This window comes from Flavobacterium anhuiense (assembly GCF_001705175.1).
In the GTDB taxonomy this organism is placed as follows: Bacteria; Bacteroidota; Bacteroidia; order Flavobacteriales; family Flavobacteriaceae; genus Flavobacterium; species Flavobacterium anhuiense.
In genome coordinates this window covers 3,799,964-3,823,953 of record NZ_CP016907.1, presented here as the reverse complement: position 1 = coordinate 3,823,953, position 23,990 = coordinate 3,799,964, and the positions used below count along the sequence as shown (strand labels likewise).

The following is a 23,990-nucleotide window of genomic DNA, read 5'->3' as shown; positions in this document are numbered from 1 at the left end:
AACTTAATGCGACATCCAAACCGTCATTTCTCCCTGTCCTTTGTTTCCCCACGCAAAATACGGTATCAATTTTACAGTTACCGATTTTCCGTCTTTTGTTGAAATAGGTTTATAAAGCGTTTTATTCCAAGAATTACCAGAGGAAATTTTCGAAGTCGCTTCAATGGTAACTAATTTTCTGTTTTTCAATTCCGTAAAATCAGTTTTAAAATCAGAATTCAAATTTAAAATCACATCGTTTACACTTGAATTTGCTGGCAATTGATCTGATTCTAAACAATACACTAAAGGTCCTCTTTTTACTGCAACTTGATTTTTAACTTCTTCTACTAACGGATTGGCTTCCATCAACTCAACCGGCATTGGAAGATTCAATTCGATAACATCACCTTTTTTCCATTTTTGATTTAATTTCAAATAAGTTCCTGAAACAATTTTGTCTGAAACTTTTGAATTATTAACCAAAACTTCCGCATTTTGACTCCAACCCGGAATTCTTAAAAAGAAAGCCTGCAGATCTTTTGGAGCTTTAATGATTTTCAAAGTTATTTTTCCGTCCCACGGATAATTGGTTTGCTGTTCAATTTCAATTTCTTCTCCGTTTAAAGATTTTGTTTTCAACTGATTACTTCCGTATAAATTTACATACAAACCATCTTTCGAAATATTGTAAGCATAATTTCCAACTTCAGCAATTGTTCTCGTTACGTTTGGCGCACAGCAGTTGGATAAAGCGATATAACCTTCACGCACATTTCCCCATCTTTGATGAAACGGCAGATGGTTAGAAACATTCAACGGATTGTTGTACAAGAATTTATCTCCTTCTAAATTCATTCCCGAAAGTACACTGTTATAAAGTGCCAATTCTACAATATCAGCATATTTAGCATCTCCAGTAATTTGAAGCATTCTCCAGTTCCATAAAACGTTTCCAATATTGGCGCAAGTTTCTGTGTGAGCTGTTGCGTTTGGCAATTGAAAAGGTCTTCCATAAGCTTGATGAATTTTCTGAACGACAGATGGATCATAAGAAGTTCCGTCTGGAGAAACTCCGTCGTATAAAGAACCGCAACCTCCTGTAATATACATTTTGCGATACGTTACATCATCCCAAATAGATTCTAAATTGTCTAATAATTTCTTTTCTCCTGTTTCTGCGTACAAATCGGCTATTCCTGCATACAAATAGTTCGCTCTTACGGCGTGACCCATTGCGGTTGTCTGCTGTCTAAACGGTACTCTATCCTGATTATCATCAGTTCCGTCGCTTGTAGTTCCGCGAATGTCAATCAGATTATTAGCTAATTCTAAATATTTCGGATCTTTTACCGTTCTGTACATTTCGACGATTCCCATATAATGTGATGGACAGATTGCATTTCGCGCTAATTCTGGCGAAGCCTTTTTATAAAAATCGTACAAGAAATCGGCAACACCTTTTGCGATATTCAGGAAATTAGTTTTTCCTGTGGCACGATAATGAATACAGGCTGCAGTCATTAAATGCCCCATATTGTATTTCTCGAACCCCAGTTGTTTTTTCACTTCTTCTGGCCCTAAAGTTCCCCAGCGTTCGTCAATTAAAACTGGAGTATGGATATAACCGTCTTTGCGCTGTACTTTCGCGAAAAGCGCAATAGCCTTATCCATTTCGGCATCGAGTTTTTTATCTTTTGTAACAGCATAAGTCGCTGCCATTCCTTCAAAAATCTTATAGAAATCACCATCATGAAACGAAGGTCCTTTGAAAGTTCCTTTGCTTAATCCTGCTGCAATCTCAAAGTTTTTATAGGCATGAGATGTTTCACTATGATACAAATCCCACATGTACGGCAAGGTATTTTTGGTTTCTACATCAAATTGTTCTTTCCAAAAACCGTTTGTCCATCTTACATCTTGTAAGCCTACGCTTTGTAATTTCGAATACGGACTTTGTGAGTTCGCAACCAAACCTTTGTCCTGAGCAAAAATTACGGTTGAAAGAAACAAACTTGAGATAATGATATTCTTTTTCATTTTGATATTAATTTTATCTGCTAGATCTGCCAAATCTGCGGGAGATTAATTTTTCCCGCAGATTTGGCAGATTGTGCTGATTTATTTTTCTTTTTTAATCTATTATAATCTTCTATTCTGCAGTCTATTTTTTCACGCAGATTCAACAGATTTAGCAGATTATTTTTTGATTTTTCTCTATAAATAAAATCTGCGCAGATCTGCCTAAATCAGCTAAATCTGCGTGAAATCTCTTTACTTAACAAAGAAATTAATAGTTCTGCTCATAGAATCTCCATCTGCATCTTTTACTGTTACTATGAAAGAAGCGAAACCATTATCTGAAGCTGTGAACTGAATTTCCTTTCCTTTTAAACTTGCTTTTCCATTTTTTACTTCAGAGAAAGTGTAAACGGGTTTATTTTCAAAACCTTTAAAATAATCTGCCACATTTAAAACTTTTTTATCTTTTAAATTAATAAAATAATGAGGCTGAGCCAGCCAGTCTAAATAATTATCCAACTGCGTAAATCCGTCTTTATCGTTATCTTGATTAGCATCTGAAAAATCTCCAGCTTTTGAATTTTCATTCAAACCAAAAGCTTTCTCCCACCAATTTGGTAATCCATCGTGATCTGTATCCCAATCTGACGGACGAGTTTCTGCAACAAAATTTGGCCATCCTCCTGCATCTTGTTCATTATCGATCATGCCACCTAAACCGCTTTTACTGCCTTTGTAAGTGAAAGTTCCTTTTAAAGTTTCATTTATGATTCGATTATCATGTTTGTCAAAAAACGGCTGATTCGCCCCAACATCTGAAAGCACATTTTTATAAGCTCCTTTAGCAGATTGTGTATTTACATAAGAAGGGAAAAATGGCTTGTCTACGAAAGTCTCATATTCCACTTTTTCTTTATTGGTTACAGTAGATTTTCTCCCTTTCTCCTGAGATTTTTCGTCAAAATAACCTGGCATCACATTTCCATCAAAATAATAACGCTGCATACCTTTCCCTACGCCTTCGTGCTGTGCATTTAACGCTACAAAAATTCCTGTCGAAGCACCTGGCTTATAATAATTATTGACAAAATTAACCTCGTTTGCACCACCGTCAGTTGTTCTTTTTCCCCAGTTGTAAACTACGTTATTGGTGATATCTAATCTTCCTGTATAAAATCCATCACCGCTTAAACCACCGCCAATACTCCAGTTTCGTCCGTAATTATGAGCCAGTAAATTGTGATGAAAACTACCAATATCACCGCCAATTGTAGCAGCATAACCATGCATTTTTCCTGCTTCGTATTTATCATGGCCAGCCACGTTTAAAGCTTCTGAAATTAATGTTCTTTGTAGTGTAATATGATGGGCTCCTCGCGAACTAAACGATTCATCAATTGTCCAGCTAATTGAGCAATGATCAATAATACTATAATCGGCACCTGTTAATCCCATTCCGTCAAAAGTCGTTCCGCCACCGATTCTTACCTTTAAAAATCGAATTATACCATCATTTCCTGTTAATCCGATTGGCGCCCTGCTGATTGTAATTCCTTCTCCAGGAGCGGTTTGTCCTGCAATGGTAATATAAGGCTGATTTACCACTAATCTCGAAGCCAATTTGATATTCCCCGAAACATTAAAAACAATCGTTCTTGGCCCAATTTCCTGATTAATAGCATCACGTAAACTTCCCGGCCCGTCGTCATTTAAATTGGTTACTTCTACTACTTTTCCGCCTCGTCCTCCAACGGCATAACGCCCATAACCTTCAGCTCCCGGAAAAGCCAATTGGGCTGGTTTAAACGACCAGACATTTCCTAAAGTAACCTCTCCATTGTTATCTACTTCATCCACTCTCCAGTAATACGTTGTGCCGCTGTATAAATCTGAAGCAGAGAAACTTTTATCTGTTAATTTTCCTTTGAATTCTTTTGAAGCTTCTGTTGCATTTTCTACCGCATTCTTATCGCTTCCAAAATAAACTTTATGAGCTACTACGTTTTTTGGAGCATCCCATTTTAAAAGTAAACTCTTGGTTACTTCAACATGTTCATCTCTATTTTTTGGTTCTGGAGTACGCGCCTGATTCATTAAGTTTGGCGTATCCAATTCAAAACCATTGATTACGATCTGTTTTACGATATCAGGGTTTGAGGTCGGATCAATTTCAAAACGGACGATTACATCTTTACCTTTTTCAGTATTAAAAGTGATATACGCCATCGAAGCATCAACTTTAGCATTAGCCCTTTGACTTGCATTTACCGTTTCCTCTAGTTTTCCGTTTACGAAGATTTTTATCGGAGAAAATGTTTTTCCCGTAATGACATCAAAAGCGTTATGAAACGTCAAAAGCGTATGTTTTCCAGCTTTCAATCCGCTGATTTTTAATTCTAAATTTTCGGCTGTAACCAAACCGTCACTTCCTAGTTTATTGTAAAATGGAGCGTTAATGCCCACTTTGTACCATTTTGAAGTGAAGTTTCCTTTTAGTTTAAATGACACATTGTTAAATGATTTTTCGGCTTCTTTTCCTTCGTTAATCACCCAAGAATCATAACTCGGATCATGTACTTCTTCTAATCTTCTTTGAAAAAAGTCAAAATCGACTTTTATAATTTGTTTATCAGTATTTTGAACTGATTGTGCTTGTCCGTTTGTGGTTAAAAGTATGGACAAAAGAGCACCACTTATTAATTTCTTAATCATTTTTGTTAGTAATAGTTAGTTTAATTTCGTTTTCTCTGCTTCAGATTTTCCAAGCAGATTTATAATGTCTTTTTTTCTTTCTTCTGGAATAACTTTTAATACCTTCAATTCTCCATTTAGGAGTTCGGCTTCAATCGTAGTAGTTTGTTTGGCATGTAATTTAAAATGAACGTTCCACTCTTTTGGCCATGCCGGAAAAAGGTAAATTTTCCCGTCTGCTTCCTGCAAAAGCATTTCCTGCATGCCAATCATTCCCGAACCTCCCCAGTTATGATCAGGAACCCAGTCAAAGCCCGGACCCCAAAATGCTGGAAAACGTCTTTCTGAGTTTGCCATTTTCATGGTATTGTATTTTGCCGCTTCCTCTGTTAATCCCAAACGAGCTGAGAAAATATTATCTTGTTTCCAACCAATGTGACTTCTAAATTTTAAAGCATCAGCATCGTATTTCCAAGTATTCAAAGCTGTTTCTAAATCTGGTTTTCCGATGCCATAAATTCCCCACGGATAAACGGGATATAATTGCGGAACTTCTGAATTATTGACTCTTTCCCAAGATTTTGCAGGAACTAAAACTTTATGGTTTTCAATTTGCCCAAAATTCAAAGGCGGAATTCTAGTTTGAAATCCTTTTAAATATTCTGAGTCTTCTTTTGACAATTGATTTCCAGAAAGGTTTAAAAGGCTTTCTGTAATAACCTGCAAAGCCGAAATGGTACTATTGGCATTACTCGCCATTTTATACGTTTCTGCTCCAGAACCCGGATATAAAACTAATTTTCCATTTCCGTCTAAAGCTTTTCTTCCACGTTGTTTGGCCAAATATTGATAATGTTCATCAAAAAAACGCAAACAGCTTATAATAAAAGGATTATACTTTTGAATATCTTCTCCTGCATATTCCTTTTGCTGAAGCATCATTTGGCAGAATTCTAAAACCGTATCCCACTCATATTCTAACCACGCATTATATTCCATTCCCGGATCGTAATCTGCGGGACGTTTCCATTCATATTCAGCAGGATTTGGAAGTCCGAAATTTTCTAATTGTTCTGTGAATGATGCTCCATTATGATTCCAATATACTTTTGAACGTAATTCAGCATTTTTTTGAAGACTTACATAATAATCCAATTGAGATTTCATCATATCAAAATCACCGCTTTTTGCCATCGGAAAATAAACCAATCGTTGGTTTTGAGCTGTCATGGTTCCTCCGCCCCAATTTCTGAAATCGGGAGTAAAATTCAGATCTTTATTGGTAAAAACAGGGTCAACTGTAAAAAGTCCACCGTTAAATTTTGTTGGATATTTTCCATACGCATTGCACCCAAGCATATATCGGAACAACTGATAATTCTGTCCGATTTGGTAAACCGAATCTTTTTCAATCGATTGATTATTTTGAGTAAAAATAAAACTGCGGTTCCAGAAATTATTCCACCATTTTATCGTGTTTTTTTTGGCTTGTTTCGAGGTGTTTTTGTTAGCAGAAATCAAACTTTTCAACCCATTATTCCAAGTTGAAAAATCAGATTGATTCGTGTTTAAATATATTTCTAACGAATGCTTTTTTGCAGGTTTTATACTTGATAAATTAAAACCTTTGAAATCGGTAGATTGATATTTTCCTAAATACGTTCCGTCTGGCTTCAGATTATTCCCTGTCATAAATCCGCCGAAAGTCAGATTCGCAATCGGGTTCAGCATTTGGTCTTTAACCGATTCCATTTTTTGTTGTTTTACTACTACATCAAAAACCGTATTTTCCCTGTTTCTGTGGTAAAATTTGATTCCGTTATTTTCAAATAAAATAGAATCTTTGTACGTAATAAGTTCTCCTTGAGGTGCCCATTTATAAGAATTGGCATTGTTTTCTTTTCCTTTTGGATAACGATTTTGATAACGCCAGCTTTCATAAGAAGCCGTCATTTTCAACGGATTTTTACTTTCTAAATCAACATGAATAATCGGTTTAAAAACATCTACCCAAAGTTTGATTTTAGTATTATTTTGTCCAACTAAAACATATCCATCTTTCAGTTTCAATTCCTGACGAAAACCATCTTTTCCTTCAAATGGATTCGGACTTAACGTCACTTTTACTCTTCCTAATTTCAATAAAGTATTATGTTCGTCGAAAGTCCCACTTCGTGAAAAATAGAAATACAAATCGCCTTTTTCCACCCAAACATTCATACCAATATCCCCGCCTCCCAAAGGCATCGATTCTGATGAATTATCACTTTGCTTTGTCCAGATTTGATTGTAATTATCAAGCGTAGGAATTTGAGCTTTGAGGCAAAGCGTGGTGAAGAAAAGTATGTATTTTATATATTTCATTTTTTCGTTTTCCTGCAGGGTTTTCAAAACCTTGTAGCTATTTATTTTTTATTTTTCTCTCGCAGATTTTGCAGATTGAGCAGATTTATTTTTATCTCCAAAATCTGCCAAATCTGTGAGAGTTATAAATTAAGTTGCCTTAAAAATCATCATGCTTGGTCCAAATCTTTGCGGAGCTACTTGCGAAGATTTCTCCTTCGTCGAAATGACAAATTAGACGCCAAAACTCAAAACTCAAAACTCATAACTCATAACTCAAAACTCATAATTACCATTCGTCTGTTCTAAACGAAGAAACTGGCAAACCTCCTGCGCTAAACAATTCCGCTTTCGCGAAGTCTTTCCATAAATAACGAATTGCAACTGGATTTTTTACTTTATCTGAAGTAAGAACTACTGATTTTCTTCTCACAACTGTTTTTGCCGGATAGAAAACTTTGTCTTCTCCTGCAATTTCAAAACCAGTTACTTCTTTATCATACGATGTTATTCCGTTGGCAACATCATCAAAAGAAACGGTTACAGCACCATCCTTAATTTCCATTGATTTGTATTTCGGACTTTCGAATTCAAAACCTTCAATTCCGTATGTTCTTGCCAGAGCCTGAAAAGCCAAACGGTTTCCTCCTTTTTCTTTATCCATTGGATGAATGTTGTTTTCTTCTCCAACGTCCATTAAAACCGCCATTGCCGAATTCGGAATTTCCTTCGAAGCTTTAAACTGCGCTTCTCTCAAATAAGCCGAATTGTATTTTTCCTGATAATCTTTTGGATGAAATGAAGCATAATTGAATGGCGCAATCTGAGCGAAATAAAACGGAAAATCTCCCTGTTTCCATAAGGCTCTCCAACTGCCCACCATTTTCTTCATTAAAGCGGTGTATTCAGAAGCTCTTTCGTAATTTGATTCTCCCTGATACCAAATACAGCCCTTAATTCCATAACCAATTACAGGTGAAAGCATTCCGTTAAACAAAGTCGTAGGAACACGATTTGGATCTTTTGTTAATTCTTCTTTTGTAGTCGGAATTTTAGCACTTGCAAAATCTTTCAGCATTTCTTTGTTCATCCATGCTTCCATGCTTGAACCTCCGTACGAGACGTGAATCAATCCGACAGGAACATTTAAAACTTCCTGTAAAAGCGATCCGAAATACCAAGCCGTTGCACTAAAATTGGATGTTGATTTTGGAGAAGCTTCTTCCCATTTTCCTTCGAAATCTTGCAATGGCTCTAAAACTGTTGCTCTTGGAATCGTAATTAAACGAATATTTTTACTGGTTGACCTTACGATGATTTCATTGCCATTTTTAACAGGCTGTCCCTGAAATCCTTTTAACGGCATTTCCATATTCGACTGTCCTGAACAAAGCCAAACTTCTCCCAACAAAACATTTTTGATGGTTACTTTTTCACTTCCTTCTGAAACTTCTATTGTATATGGTCCGCCAAAAGAGGAGGTTTGTAATTCTGTTTTCCATTTTCCTGAAGCATCTGCTTTTGTTTTGTAGGTTTTAGAATCCCATGAAGTTTTGATTACGACAGTGGCGTTCTTTTCTGCCCAACCCCAAATTGGTGCGTTGGATTTTTGCTGTAACATCATATTGTCGGTGAATAAGGCCGGCAGTTTGATTTTGGCATTGATTTGAAAACTTGCTAAAACCGTTAATAATGCAATAATTGATTTTTTCATATTCTATTTTTTTTCGCCACGAATTCACGAATTTTTTATAAATGAGATTAATAAAAAATTCGTGAATTCGTGGCTAATATTTATTTCTCCTGTAAAATTGTAACCGGTCCGAATAATCCTGCTTTCAACAACGGTTCTCCTTCTAATCGAAATGGCGCTGTCGTCCACGTCAATCTTTCTTCTTTTGACAATTTTTGATCGCCGATTAATCTATTTGCCCAAGTATTTGTGACTTTAATTTCTATTGAATTTTTTCCTTTTTGTAAAGCTTTTGAAATATCAGTTTTGAAAGGGAAAGTCCAAAGCGTTCCACAGTCCTTTCCATTAATGGAAATCTCTGCCATATTAGAAATTTCACCTAAATCAAGCCAGATTTTATTGGTATCTTTTCCTTTCCAAACAAATTCTTTTTTATAAATCACAGTACCAGAATAATATTTAATCTGATCATTTCCCGAAGTACTCCAATCAAAAAGTTTATTAGTTTTTACAACTTCTTTTGGACCTTTGAATTCTGGATCAAACTGCAATTCCCAATTTTCATCTAAAACCTGAACTTTTTCAAATTCAGCTATTTTTCCTTTTGCTAAAACTTCTTTTGTTCCTTCTTTAAAAATCACAAAACCAGATTCGTTAGCTTCTAAAGTTATTGAAACAATTGTTCTTCCGTTTTCTATTTTCCAATTGGCTAAAGCCGAAGTTTCATCTGTAACTGGATTGTACCATTGTGGAACTTTTCCTGAAATTCTGAAAGACGCCTCAAAAGAACGTTTCTCCGCTTTTTGATTGGAAATGAAATAAATATCTTCAGTATTCGATTTACGATGTGTCCACGCTAATGTTTCTGAATCGGCTCTGTTTAAACTTGGAAAATAAACATCCTGCGTGATTCCAATTGCTGCAAAATCATTTCCTAAATACGGTAATTTGACAACCGTTCCTTTTCCGATTTTCCATGAAGATGAATTGGCGTTATTCCAAATTTCATCAATTATATTCTGCCATTTCTTTTGATCCGCTTCTAAATGAATTCCAGGTTGAAGATTCGGTTTTTCATCCACAAAAATAGTTGCTCCGTCTTTTAGCAATTGCAGGATTTTTTCGGCAGAAGCTAAAGACAACATTTTGTTGGGTGCCATTTTATGACTTCCCGGAAACAATAAAGCTCCGTATTCTATTCCGCCTTCAAATGAAATTTTTCCGTTAACGACTTTCGCACGATTGATCAAGACATCAGCATTGAAAGAATCATATTGATACCCATTTAGCGGATTAATCCATTGTGATAAATCGGTGATATTTTTAGAATAGGTCACTTCTTTTGGCATTTTGACCGTTGGCTGACCTTCATTTTCTAAACGGATTTTCTCGCTTTCTAACCTTTCTTTTCCAAACACATTCGGAATAAAAGGAACTAATCGATCTGGAACAAAAGAACGTGAAGGGAAATCTTCGCCGATAAAAACTGCCAAATCAATCACAGGTTTTCCTTTTTGCAATTGAAACTGTACTCTTTGGCAATAATCAAACCAGGCTTTTCCAGGTTTCCACCAAGTTTGGTCTCTTTGGAAAAAAGTTCCGATATCGTCTAAAGTCATTCCCGGTTTTCTATCCGTCCACGGATTATGCACAAAAACGTGATAGAATAAACGATTGATTCCTAGAGCATAATTACGGTCAGCTGTAGTTTTTAAATTTCCTGGATGTTCGTCCCAATCCATTCGCAAAGCCGTGAAAGATTCCGCCTGAATAATATCTTTTCCGTAAATATGTCCCCCGGAAATGGCATCAACCATATCAAAAGGTTTGTCATGTGTTGGGCTTTTCAGCCAAAATTCACCACCCGGATAATCAACATATTTGTAATGCAGCAAAGCATCGCTCATCATGGTTGGCGCAACATTTTCTGAACTTAACATAACGTTATATTCTTTTGCAATTTCAGCGACAGTTCCGTAGAAATTATCAGCAACTAAATCGGCAATTGTTTTACGTACATCGTATAAAACTTTCTCTGAAAAATCGGCACTTTCTATCGGAATCCCTGCCATAACTGGAAGATAATTTACAAGATCATAACCACGTCTCTTTTTAAATTCAGATTGAAAAACCGAAGACCAGTTTTGGCTTCCACATTCCCAGCTGTCAAAATGAAGGATTTCCAGCACTTTTGAAGCCAATTCCGGGCCAGCAGAACGAACGGCTTCTCCAAACCAATGATCCAATTGAAAACGAATTAATTCCGGATTAAATTTGTCTACTTCCAATCCTTTTCCTGCTCCGCCAGTAGCATTTTCATGCCCAGTAGAAGTATGTCCCATTCGGATAATTTTCCATTTTCCTTTTGGTGCTTTCCAGTTCAGATTTCCATATGCATCAACAAAATTGGAAATATTGATGATTTCTGATTTTTTGAATGCATCAGATTTTGGAATTTCTTTTTCAGTTGTCTGTGGGGTCAAACGCCAGATGACTCCTGACTTTCCTTCGTAATTATTAATCAGCGATTGATTCGAAAGTGTAATTTTACTCACTTTCAGGTTTTGTTTCCACTTCGCAAAATCCAAATCTTCTGCTCCTGGTTCTGTTCCTTTTGGATCATAAACAAATCGGAAATATTTTGATGTTACAGGCGTAATCGTATGTGTATTTGGGAGATCCATATCCTGCCAGCCGTGACGTGGTGCGATCATTCTTTCGTGGAATCTAAAATTAACTCCATCATCACTCACTTCTACAATCAGTCGCTGTGCCTGAAAATCTCTTCCTTTGGTTTCAATTACAATAGATTTACAGGTAAAAGGCTGCGCAAATTCGTACTGAATCCAACCTGCATCTGCAAACTTGAAGTTTTCATCTTTTTTAGGATCAGCCAAAAACGAAGCATCGGTGTTATTGGATGTCGTTACTTTTGGCAGTTGCGTCTGCGAAGTGATTTGGTATTCTTTAATCGGAATCGCAAAAGTGGCAATGTCTTTATAATATTCTTTGTAGTGTGCTGGAACTAGCAATTTTGACGCAACTTTTTTTCCGCCTAAAATTTCAGTTGTTGACCATACTACTTTCTGCATCGACATTTCTGGTGTAATCCACGGCCCACCTGCAACCGCAAATCCGTCTGCTCCGTGAAAAGCGAGTTTCAAACCTAAACGATCGGCTTCTTTAAAAGCCCAATGAATCATATCCCAAAATTCAGGTGTCAACTGTAAAACTGGTGGATCTATCAAAGGCGGATTTGCTGGGCCTTTGATGGTCATTAAATAAGCGCCTGCAATTCCAGCTTGTTTCATCGCTTCTAAATCGGCTGTAATTCCCGCTTTAGAATACGCCGATTTCATCCAATACCAATACACCCAAGGTCTTGAGGATTCTAATGTTGGCTGAAAAGTGGTTTCTTTTTTATGAATCTCCTGTGCAGAGACGATACTTGCTAAAAGGAGTATAAAAAAGAGCTGTGTTTTTTGAAACATTGCTATTTGTTTTTTTACAATCTGCTCAATCTGCTAAATCTGCGGGAAAAATTTACTCTCGCAGATTTAGCTGATTTTGCAGATTTCTTTTAATTATTAATTCTTAATTTTTAATTATCAATTGACTAATATTTAAACTTCTTCAAACTATTTTCCAATTCATACTTTGATCCGCTGAAAGGTGTCAAATAAAAACTGTAATCATAATTTCCAGATTTAATCTGATATTGTTCTAATGGCTGTGCTACAATTGTCCAACTATCATTTCCTCCCACTCCCATTTGGATTAAATCGATGTTTACGGTCAAAAATCCTGGATCTTTCAAATCGTACGTATGTCCTGATGCGCTTAGGTTTTCCTGTGTGTAAGGCCATGCGCTCATACTTAAAACTTTATTATCGTTAACTACTAAAAATCCGCTGTTTTTCTGCGGAGTACTTAATGCCATCCACCTTACATCGCATCGGTTTCCGTTTTCTTGCGGTTTTGGATAATGTTCGATAAAATCATTTATTGGAAGCGAATATTTCCCAACAAACGAACCAAAACTTCTGTCGCTGTAATTTTCCAATTCGCCTTTTGCGTACCATGAAATCTGGTCGAAACTTCTTTTAACTCCCATCTGCATTCCGATTTTTGGAATGTTTGGCAGTTTGTCTGATGCTTTTAAACTGTAATCTACTTTTATAACTCCATTCTCATTGATTTTATAAGCAACTTGCACTTTCGCACTGTCTTTTATAATTTCATATTCACTTGTAATTACAGTACCATCAATTCCAATTCCCATTGTTGTACTTAAAACTTTTGGCTTTGCTTTATACCATTGTTTTAATAATTTTTGAGACTTCCAGCCTCTTTTATCATTATCAGTTAAAGGTCTAACAAAATTTGGCAGTAAAGGAGCAAAAACCTGTTCTTCCCCTTTAAAAATATAGGAAGTCAAAGCTCCATTTTCTTTGCTGATTTTTACTTCAAAAGATTTTCCTTTAACTTGGAAATCAAAATCTGTTTCAGTTGTTTTATAAGCTGCATCTTTTTCATTTCTAAAATCAATTGAAGTTTCTTTCTTTTTCAACACAAACTGATCTTCCGCTACAGTGTAACCTTTTGAAGCCCAAAGCTCGTCTTTTGAAAGCTGAAATTCTATATTTAAAATATATTCGGCATCAGCTTTCATTTTTGGAAGATAAGAACTGATATCTAAAGTTGTCGATTGTCCTGCTTCTATTTTAAATGGTTTTAAAATCTGAGTTTTAATTACATTTCCGTTTTCCAACACTTTTAAAACAGGAATATATCCTTCCAAAGATTTAACAGCCTGACGATTTTTAATTTCTAATTGATTTCCGTTTAAAGTTGAAATCGCTGGCTGGTACACCCATTTATTCTCAAAAATCGAACCTTTCGGTTTTCCGTAAGAATCTACAATTCCTTTGGTGTTGAAATTTCCGTCATGATATTTTTCGCCAAAATCTCCGCCATGCGCAAAATAATTCTGACCTGATCTCGAATCAAATTTCACGATTCCCTGATCTTTAAATTCCCAAATACAGCCTCCGATAACTCTTGGAAGCGAGCGGAATTCATCCCATAATTCTTTTAAATTTCCAACTGAATTCCCCATGGCATGCGAATATTCAACGAAAATAATCGGTCTTGTATCTTTCTTTTGATCGACTAAAAATTTAGGTGTGAAAACGCCCGGATAAAAACGGCTGACCATATCGACATACGAATCATCCTGCGGATTTTCGAATCGATACGCGTGATCGATTGTTTTTGGATAACGTGAATCAAGCGGATCGATATAACCGTCTAATTTTGCATTTCCTTGCGCTGGTTCGTAATGCACTGGACGTGTAATGTCAAAATCGTGAACCCAGCCTGACATTGCAGCATGATTTGGGCCTTTTCCTCCTTCGTTACCCAAACTCCACATTACAACAGAGGGATGGTTTTTATCTCTTTCGACCATTCGAATCATTCTTTCCATATAAGCATTTGTCCAAAGCGGATCATTGCTTAATTTACCACCAATTCCGTGCGTTTCTTGGTTTGCTTCGTCCATCACCATGATTCCGTATTGATCGCATAATTCGTAGAAATAAGAATCGTTTGGATAATGACTTGTTCGTATAAAGTTGAAATTGAACTTTTTAATCGTGGTAATATCCTGTTTGATGTCTTCTCTCGTTACGGCTTTTCCTCGTGTTGGATGATGATCGTGACGGTTTACGCCATACACATAAGTTTCTTTTCCGTTGATGAGCATTTTCCCGTTCTCTTTCGAAAATTCAATCGAACGGAAACCCACTTTACAGCTTTTGGCTTCTGTGACATTGCCATTTTTATCTCTTATGGAAATGACCATTGTGTATAAATTTGGTTCTTCTGAACTCCATTTTTTAGGATTTTTGATCGTTTCCTGAAAGAATCCGAAACGAACATTGTCCAAACGCGGATAACTTTCGTTAATCAAATCAATTACAGGTCTTTGAAGCGGTTCTTTGAACATCGCCGTATTATTAGCATCGTATAACTGAACATTCATCGTGTAATCTTTGATTTTCATTCCAGTCAAATTCTCCACTTTCGGACGTAATTTGAAAATAGCGTCTTTGTATTCTTTGTCTAATTTCGTTTGAACAAAGAAATCCTGAATACGCAATTTTGGCTCGGCCATAATGAAAACTTCACGCTGGATTCCGCTCATACGCCAATGATCCTGATCTTCTAAATAAGAACCATCTGTCCAACGAATTACACGAACAGAAACCACATTTTCGCCTGCTTTTAAGTAAGGCGTAATATCAAATTCTGATGGTAGAAAACTGTCTTCACCATAGCCTAAAAATTCTCCGTTTAACCAAACTTCAAAACCTGAACTTACGGCACCGAAATGAAGCGTAACAGTCATATCTTTCCAGTTTTCAGGAACTGTAAAGCTTCTTTGATACGAACCCACTCCATTATAATCTTTAGGAATATAAGGCGGATTTATAGGTCTAAAAGGATATACGGCACTTTTGTAAATTGGATTATCATATCCTTTCATTTCCCAGTTTGAAGGCACTTCGATTTTATCCCATCCTGAAACAGTATTTTTATAGAAATCTTTAGACGCTTCTTTTAGGTTTACAGCATATTTAAAATCCCAATCACCATTTAGCATTTGGATTCGGCTTTTGGTTCTGTCACCTTTTAATGCATCTTCTACACTTGCGTAAGAATAAGCAGTTGCTCTTGCTGGCTGTCTATTGATACTTGTTATCGTTGGGTCTTCCCAAGGAGCAAACTGGTATTTTTTGTGAAGTTCTGGAACTCCTGCAGGTTCTCCTGTAACGGATTGGGCCTTTATGTTAATTGTGAAAAGTAAAATGTAAAATGCATACGTCAAAAATCGTAATCTGAGAAATGGATTATTATAATTTAATTTTGATGTAAACATTGCTTTTATATTGTATTTCATTATTATTGTTTCAAATGTCCCTAAGGGACATAAATACATATTAATTCGTTTTTTTCTACCGACGAGAGCTTCCTAACGGAGTTGTTTCAGTTGGGAGTATTAAGATATTTCATAACTCATAACTCATAACTCATAACTCATAACTCATAACTCATAACTCATAACTCATAACTCATAACTCATAACTCATAACTATTTCTTCTTTTTCTCTGGCGGTGCCACAAAATTCAATTTGCTTTTCCCTAAATCTCTAGATGTTGCAATGGCGATTCCTCTTTGTTCTGCTTTATTAACAGCACAGTAAAAATGATAGACAACGCCATCATGCTTTACCACAAATGATTTATGCGCAAACAAATCATCGTAAGGTTCAGATGATTTAACTAAATCTTCGCCTTTCCAGTCGGTCCAGTTTACTAAGTCGTTTGAAACGGCAAAACGATTAAATGCACCTTGATTCCAACCCGTCCAAAAAGCTCCGAAATAAAACATCACCCAAGTATCATTAATTCGCTGAATATAAGCATCTCCCGAAATTCCTTTATGATGGTTGATTAATGGTTTATCACCATAACGTTTCCAGGTTTTCATGTCGTTTGATACTGCCATCGCAATACGTTCTGCTCCTTTAGCAGGATTTATACTGTCTCCGCGGGCGTTGTAATACATGATAAAATTGTGTCCAGTTAGTTTATCCTTATCACGAATTACGCTGTTTTTGTACATCGTGCTGTTATCCCACCATCTGGCATCTTTGTCTTTTGGCGTTAAAACCGGATTTTCTAATCTTTGAAATTCATGCGGCTTTGTCGGTGCTTCTTTCGTGTAGGCCATTCCGATAGATAAAACGCCTGCTTCGTAACCTTTGCTGTCTCCACCAAAATAACTCATCCAGTATTTGTTATCGTATTTTTCCCATTCGTAGCTTCCGCCCCAAGTCATGTCTTGCATAGCAATATATCCAGCTTTTTGGTTGACATCCCAATGTTTTTCGTTTTCAGAAAAAGACATTACTTTTCCAAGATGTTTCCAATCTAAAAGATTATCACTTTCTGCTAACCAGGTTTCGTAACCTCTTCCGTCGTAAATTAAATACGTCATGTACCATTTTCCGTCTTTTTTAAATACACTCGGGCAATCCATTTTGTATGAGTTATCGGTAGGAACCATCACCAGACCGTATTTATAAGGCGTTTTGATTTCTTCGTAAATCTCCTGCATTACGCTGTCGGTAATTTCTCTTTTCTTGTATTTGGTTGCACAGCTAGTTAGGGCAAGTGCTGAAATGGCTACGATTAGATATTTAATTTTCATTTTACTTTATGTATATTTTAGTACGCGGATGATGCTGATTTACTTCGTAAAGACACGGATTGTTAAGGATTTTTATTTTATTTCTCTCGCAGATTTTGCAGATTTAGCTGATTATTTTTCTGCTTGATCTGCAAAATCTGCGGGAAACTTTACTTTATTTCCTTAGTTCAAATCAATTAAAATAAAATCTGTGTAAATCAGCATCTTTACGAAGTAAATCCGTTTAATCCGCGTTCTATGTATGCTCAATTATTTCTTCAATTCTTTCAATTTAGACTCCATAACGTCTTTGTTTAATTTTACTTTTACCATTCCTGTTGGGTGAAATCTTCTTTTCAAATCGATTGCATTATACACTATGGTGTAAACATCATTTCCTTCTGGGATTAAGCACAATGGAGTTCTCATAATATCCCACCATTTATCTACTTTAGTTTCTATTGGAAGATAATGCGCTTCTTCCCAATTAACACCGTCTGCTGATAATGAATACGCAATCATATTGGGTAAATGATGTCCCCAGCCGTCTGGGCCTCCGTCGAAAATCGCGATGTACAGACCGTTTGGCAATTGACTCACTATTGGATTTTCAACAAAAAGCGGATGCATGGTTTTAATGGGTTCCAAACCTTTGTTCATTCTTAACCACGGACCTTCTAAAGTTTTGGATTCGGCTAAAGCCACAAACCAGCCTTTTCCTGATTTCTTCGGATAATCTGCCCATGAATTGAACGGATATGCACCGCTGTAAAATCCGAAATATTTATCTCCAACCTGATACGGAAAAAATGAAGCTACGCCCTGACGCCCTTCCCAAGGCTGAGAATCTAATCCTGGTTCCATAATAATTCCCATATCTTTATAAGGTCCGCCGATTCCGTTGATCCCTTCTACCATTGACTCGCATCGCCAAATTCTTCCAAAGGAATGATTCGGTTCTATTGTTTTACTTACGGTATAAGCCAAATAATAGCCATACCATTTGTTTGCTTTTTCATTAAAAATAGGCATATACGACCAAATTGCAGCACGACGGTCATTCATTGGGTTATCATCTTCTGTAATGGCATAAACACCGCTTGCTTGGTAGATTGTAGATTCTCTTTTCCAATGAATCGCATCTTTACTCGTCCAATGTCCAATTTTGGTTTTTACACGGTCATAATAATAATCTACGCTTTTTTCACCAGCTCTTTCAGTTGGAAACATATGATACGTATCTCCTACTTTTACAACACGTCCACCTTCAAAACCGCCCTGAATTCCTTCTGTTCCAGACATTCCTTCATCAATAACGGGTTTGTTTTCTCCGCCAATAATTTCGAAAAGCGGTTTTTCATCTGAAAATCCTTCTACAATAAATGTTGGATTCCAAAGTTTTCCGTCTGGTAATTTTGCGTCTCTGGCGTTCAATTTTTGGTCGATTTTCAAAACTCCCAAAACAGCAAATAAACCCTTTTGATTGGGTAAAATGGTATGGGTTCCTTTTGTATAAGGAATCGCATAAACACTTACCAGTGGTAAACCTGTAATGGTAACTCCGTTTTCAAGAATTTCATTATTATTTCCAATTTGATTCGCTTGAAGATATTCCGCGTTTTTATCTTGAAAAATGCCAATCAAAACCGTTACTGGCTCTTTGAATTTTAATTGTAATGGAGCATTAGTTCCGTTTTTATAAGTTTCTAAAGGAAGTTCAACCCCAGTCAGACCTTGCAATTCTGGAGCTAAACGAACAATATTGTGTTTGCTTCCCGAAAATACATGAGCGTATTGTGCGATTTTAAATGTCTTGTATTTTGATTTTACAATTTCAAATGAGGCTGGTTTCCATGCGGTGGTTTGTGCTGCGGATTGAATGCAGACAGCCAATAGCATTAGAAAAACAGTTTTTAATTTGATGTTGTATTTTTTATTTTTTGAAAACATTGGTTTTTACTTTTTGGCTTTTATTCTTTTAATGTATTTCCCAAATCTTTGTAGAGTTTCTTGCAAAGATTTCTCCTTCGTCGAAATGACAAAACTAGCGTGATAATCTTTGTGGTTACGAGTATGATTTGCTTCGCCTATTCGCTATCGCTCGGGTCTCCTTCGTCGGAATGACAAACTGGAAATTATAAACAATTGGTCCATTACTAATTACTAATCATTCATAATTCATAATTCATAATTCATAATTCATAATTCATAACTCACAAAGCCTTATAACTCACTTTATACTCCACATTCGGTTTTACAATCAATTGATATTTATTTTTTGCTAATTCTGTAATTGTTCCTGAGTTTGTTTTGGGTTTGCTGGCACTTTCAAAAATCAATTTTCCTTCTCCTTCGCCTGCTTTTACTTTGATTTCTTTGGTACTGCAATACACAGAAACTTCTCCGTTTGGTGTTGGTACTTTTCCTTCCATCCATTTTAAACCACCAAGATTTGGTTTGATTTCGTATTCCGAATAACCAGGAGCAGTTGGTTTTACGCCTAAATAATATTTTCCTAATAAGTAAATCGGACTTGCCCCCCAAGCGTGGCAAAGGCTTTTTCCGTAAGGACGACCGTACATCGTTAAATGCTCCGTTCCTTTTTTGTTCGGATTGTATTCTTCCCAGAAAGATGTTGCGCCTTCATTCAGCATTCCGCCCCAATAATCTTTCATTTCTTTTAAAACGTAATCCTGTTCGCCCATTGCGCACAAGGCTTCCAACTCATAAAAACGCATGTACGGAGTCGTGATTTGAAGAACATTTTTATTCAACAACACTTTATTTTTTACGCTTTGTTTTTGTTCTTCATTAAAATAATTGAAGAAAATACCAAACATATTAGCGTATCTGGTTACGATGTTTTGCATTTTTCCATCGATACGCTGGTGTTTCATTACGTTTTCTTTTTTATCCCAAAAGACATCAAATAATTTAGTTTTTAAATCAGTTCCTAATTTCTGATATTGTTTTTGGTCTTCAGTTTTACCAGCTATCTCAGCACTTACCGCCATGGCTTCAAGGCTTCTTGCTAAAAGCATCTGCTCAAAACTAACTTCGCCTGTTTTTGGCAATCCGTCTGCCCAATCAATAAAAACCCAGTCTCCTTCTAATGGTTCAAGGAATCCGTTTTTATTTCTTCTTTCTAAACAGAAATCCATAAGTGATTTCATCCTTGGATAAAAAGTTTTGATGAATTTCGTATCGCCCGTATGCAAGTAGTAATCGTACACTCCAACAAACCAATACAGGGAATAATCCATTATGATATTTACGTGAGCCGTTACAGGATCTTTTCCGCGAAGAGCTAGAAGCGTTCTTTCTACAGAAGCCGAATCAAAGAACAAATAATAATTCATTAAATAACTTTGATAAGCATCGCCAGACCAAACCCAACGGTCACGTTTAATTCCGTCGATAAAAAATTCACGAGAGGTTAAATGCATCGTATAAGCCGACACATCCCAAATTTTATTCAATTGTTCGTCAGATGATTTGAATGCACCACGATAATTTAATGGCAGATATTCATAAAGCATCGAAATCGAATCGTATTTTACACCAGCATCTGCCTGAACCTGTACATAACGGAAAGCTTTTGAACCGTCATGCGTATAAGTTTCAGGTTGTTTTCCGTCAAAAGATAAATGATCTAAAGTTTCGCATTTAGCAGAATCTAGCGCTTCTTCGCGAGATTCCCCATAATACAATGCTAGTTTTCCTTTTCCTTTTAAACCGTGAATTTTAATATAACCAAAAGTCTCTTTTCCAAAATCTACTAATTGACCAGCGCCAATTTTTTCTGATTTTTTAGCGCTTAAAGGTTTCGTTGTTAATTTGAATTCAGAAGGTTTATTTTCTGGCGAATTAAAATTCCAAGAACCAACAGGAACCCAAGGCGTACCAGATTGCTGTGCTTTTCCCGTTTCATCGATCCAAAGTTTATCTTCGTTGGTTACTTTCCATGAAGCATCAGATTTAACGTATTTGCCATTAATATAAATAGCTGGCAACACTTCCTGATTATACACTTTAAAAGAAATTTTGTGTTTTCCTGCAGGAACTGAAATTGATTTAGGTTGTCCGTAAACTTGAACGCCATCTAAAAGCAATTGAAATGGTCCTTCTGAGTAAATTTTTACCTCGTCTGGCTTTGGAATATCTACTTCTGTCTGAAAAGTAACCAAAGCATAAGGACTGTAATATTGCCAAAGCGGAGGAAATACCGCCTCACGTTCTGTACGCCTTACCTGCATTTTATTGCTTAACCAAACTTCAAAATCTCCTGGATACCAGATCCATGTCGCTTCTTTTGTTTTCTCTTGTGCCGATGATAGCGAACAAAAAATAAGGGCAACAAAAAGAAGTAAAGTCTTAAAAATGGAAAAGCGGTTTAGCATAGTTAGTGTATTTTGGGACTAAAGATAAGTGTTATCTTTACATTTGACAACCTGCACTATCCTGCTATTTCATAAAAAACAGTACTTTTTGATAATTTTTTAAGGGAAAAATTATGAGTTATCACTTTTTTAGTATTAAAAAAAATGATCTTGAGATTTTTATGGGACGCGGATGAGACGGATTCGCTATGGCGAAGACACGGATAAAGACGGATTTATTTTTTAAACACATAGAAACATAGAATTACTTTGTCTGCAAAAGGCGTTTCACTTGCATACATACACATAGCTATGTGTTAATGACTAGTCATTTTCTATTCTCTTTTTTCAACAGCTAAATAAAAATCTATGTTTCTATGTGTTTAAATAAAATCTATGCTGATAGTTTATCATTTTCATCTTCCAAAATATAATTAGAAGGCGTTTTGCCCAAATGCTTTTTAAACATATAAATAAAAGCGCTAGTGTTTTCGTAACCCAAATTGAAAGCAATTTCTTTTATAGATTGTTTTTCGCTAAGTCGTTTTATGGCTTCTAATAATTTTAAGCGAGTGCGCCACTCGCTGAAGTTCATTCCGAGTTCTTTGATGAATAAGCGAGACAAAGTTCTGCTGCTCATAAACGAAAGTTCGGCGTAATAATCAATCGTGTTTTTGCTGGCAATATCTTCCATTATCAGCTCGACTACTTTTTGAAGTCTTTCGTGATTGGTTGTGGGCAGGAAAGTGGCGCTTGGTTCTATTAAAGCCAATTCGTCTAGAAAGACTGATATGATTCTGTGTTGCGGAGGTGCTAAATTTCCATCTACTCCAAAAGAAATGATTTTGAAAACCAATTGTTTTAAAAACATCGGAATATCAAATGAAAAACTTTTTTCAGGCAATCCTGCCATTGCAGACGGATCGATAAAAACGCTATAATAATTAACGTCTTTCTGAAAAGTAACCTGATGCTCTACTCCGCCCGGAAGCCACAAACCCTGCAACGGATTCACAACCCAGATATGATTACCCACCACGACGTTCATTACGCCACGGGTCGCATAAATCAATTGTCCTCTTGGATGCGAGTGCGAAATACACATTTCGTTGGTTACCATTTCGGTGTAGCCAATAACAGGAATTGATGGATCTACTCTGTATCCATGTTCCTGTGCCATTCGATATGTCCGAATCTGATTATTCATTGTCCAAATATAGCAATTTTGACATTTTAATTTGTTTCAATTTTGTAAAAAATTAATACAGCTGTAATTTTTAAAAATACCATTAACCTAAAAAACACTCATGGAAACCGTTAAAGTACAACCAGAAGTAATAAAAAAAACAACGTATTCGATACTTTTTATAATCAGCTTTTCGCATTTAATTAATGACCTTTTACAAGCTGTTGTCCCGTCTATATATCCGCTTATTAAAGATAATTTCGGATTGAGTTTTACGCAGATCGGAATCATCACTTTTACCTATCAAATCGTAGCTTCGATCCTTCAGCCGTTTGTGGGAATGTATACCGATAAAAATTCTAAACCCTATTCTCTAATTGTCGGGATGTGTTTTACAATGACTGGATTATTTTTAGTCTCAATTGCTACTAATTTTGGTTTCTTACTCTTATCAGTAAGTTTAATCGGAATCGGATCTTCGATTTTTCATCCTGAATCTTCACGTGTAGCACATTTGGCTTCGGGCGGAAAAAAGGGATTGGCGCAGTCCATTTTTCAGTTAGGCGGAAATGCAGGAAGTGCCATTGGACCTTTGTTAGCTGCTTTTATTATCATTCCGAATGGACAATCTTATGTGGCTTGGTTTTGTATTATTGCATTGATTGGGGTTTTTACTCTGTACAGAATTGCGATTTGGTACACAGCACATTTATCTGAAAGGAATGCTAATAAAGCGGCTCTTAAAATTGAAACACATCATTTATCTAAAAAACGTGTAATTGCTTCGTTGATTATTTTATTGGTTTTGATTTTCTCTAAATACTTCTACATGAGCAGTATTACGAGTTATTACACTTTCTTTTTGATTGATAAGTTCCACATTTCTATTCAACAGTCGCAAGTATATTTATTCTTATTTTCTGGAGCTGTTGCTGCTGGAACTTTAATTGGAGGTCCAATTGGAGATCGATATGGCAGAAAATATGTAATCTGGGTTTCAATTTTAGGTGTTGCTCCGTTTACTTTGATGTTGCCTTATGTTTCTCTTTTCTGGGTTGGAACTTTATCTGTAATCATCGGATTGATTCTTTCTTCGGCTTTCTCTGCAATCTTGGTTTATGCAACTGAATTAATGCCTGGAAAGGTCGGACTTGTAGCAGGTCTTTTCTTCGGATTTGCTTTCGGAATGGGCGGATTGGGTTCTGCTGTTTTAGGAAAAATCGCCGATGCTACGAGTATCGAATATGTATTTAAAATTTGTGCTTTTCTGCCTTTGATTGGGGTTATTACGGGGTTCTTGCCGAATATTGAAGGGAGAAAGAAGGCTGAGTGATTTTTTTTAAACACATAGAAACATAGATTTGGGATTGTCTTTAGAGACATTTCATTTTAGAATAAAACACATAGTTTTCTGGTTTGAAAGCTATGTGTTTTTCATTT

Annotated in this window: 11 protein-coding genes; 1 reads left to right on the top strand and 10 read right to left on the bottom strand. The window is 36.2% G+C overall.

Going from position 1 to position 23,990, the window contains the following annotated elements; translation table 11 throughout:
• Positions 1 to 3: 3 nt before the first annotated feature.
• From BB050_RS16465 to BB050_RS16420, 10 genes are all read right to left on the bottom strand, one after another.
• Positions 4 to 2,019 (bottom strand): aceric acid hydrolase, encoded by a 2,016-nt coding sequence (locus BB050_RS16465; protein WP_083219913.1) that lies wholly within the window; start codon positions 2,017 to 2,019, stop codon positions 4 to 6.
• Positions 2,020 to 2,253: 234 nt separating this feature from the next.
• Entirely contained in the window at positions 2,254 to 4,713 is a 2,460-nt protein-coding gene (locus BB050_RS16460; protein ID WP_066034322.1) for a pectate lyase family protein, read from the bottom strand.
• Between the two features lie 15 nt (positions 4,714 to 4,728).
• Complete coding sequence (locus tag BB050_RS16455) at positions 4,729 to 7,056, bottom strand: DUF5703 domain-containing protein (protein WP_066034321.1); 2,328 nt, start codon at positions 7,054 to 7,056, stop codon at positions 4,729 to 4,731.
• Positions 7,057 to 7,324: 268 nt separating this feature from the next.
• A complete protein-coding gene (locus BB050_RS16450; protein ID WP_066034320.1) occupies positions 7,325 to 8,749 on the bottom strand; it encodes a sialate O-acetylesterase in 1,425 nt (474 codons plus the stop codon).
• An 80-nt stretch (positions 8,750 to 8,829) separates the two neighbouring features.
• Positions 8,830 to 12,219, bottom strand: coding sequence for a glycosyl hydrolase (locus BB050_RS16445; protein WP_066034319.1), 3,390 nt, complete (start codon positions 12,217 to 12,219; stop codon positions 8,830 to 8,832).
• A 125-nt stretch (positions 12,220 to 12,344) separates the two neighbouring features.
• Complete coding sequence (locus BB050_RS16440; protein WP_236940346.1) at positions 12,345 to 15,692, bottom strand: glycoside hydrolase family 2 TIM barrel-domain containing protein; 3,348 nt, start codon at positions 15,690 to 15,692, stop codon at positions 12,345 to 12,347.
• 192 nt (positions 15,693 to 15,884) lie between these two features.
• Positions 15,885 to 17,006 carry a glycoside hydrolase family protein gene (locus BB050_RS16435; protein ID WP_066034318.1) on the bottom strand — a complete coding sequence of 374 codons (1,122 nt, stop codon included), beginning with the start codon at positions 17,004 to 17,006 and terminating at the stop codon, positions 15,885 to 15,887.
• A 249-nt stretch (positions 17,007 to 17,255) separates the two neighbouring features.
• Positions 17,256 to 18,935 carry a glycoside hydrolase family protein gene (locus tag BB050_RS16430; protein ID WP_066034317.1) on the bottom strand — a complete coding sequence of 560 codons (1,680 nt, stop codon included), beginning with the start codon at positions 18,933 to 18,935 and terminating at the stop codon, positions 17,256 to 17,258.
• A gap of 263 nt (positions 18,936 to 19,198) precedes the next feature.
• Positions 19,199 to 21,385 (bottom strand): alpha-L-rhamnosidase-related protein, encoded by a 2,187-nt coding sequence (locus BB050_RS16425; protein ID WP_066034316.1) that lies wholly within the window; start codon positions 21,383 to 21,385, stop codon positions 19,199 to 19,201.
• A 373-nt stretch (positions 21,386 to 21,758) separates the two neighbouring features.
• The gene (locus BB050_RS16420) at positions 21,759 to 22,544 is read right to left on the bottom strand and encodes an AraC family transcriptional regulator (RefSeq protein WP_083219859.1); all 786 of its coding nucleotides are present in this window, start codon (positions 22,542 to 22,544) and stop codon (positions 21,759 to 21,761) included.
• A 127-nt stretch (positions 22,545 to 22,671) separates the two neighbouring features.
• Between BB050_RS16420 and BB050_RS16415 the strand changes: the two genes are divergently transcribed.
• Positions 22,672 to 23,883 carry an MFS transporter gene (locus BB050_RS16415; RefSeq protein ID WP_066034314.1) on the top strand — a complete coding sequence of 404 codons (1,212 nt, stop codon included), beginning with the start codon at positions 22,672 to 22,674 and terminating at the stop codon, positions 23,881 to 23,883.
• Positions 23,884 to 23,990 lie beyond the last annotated feature (107 nt).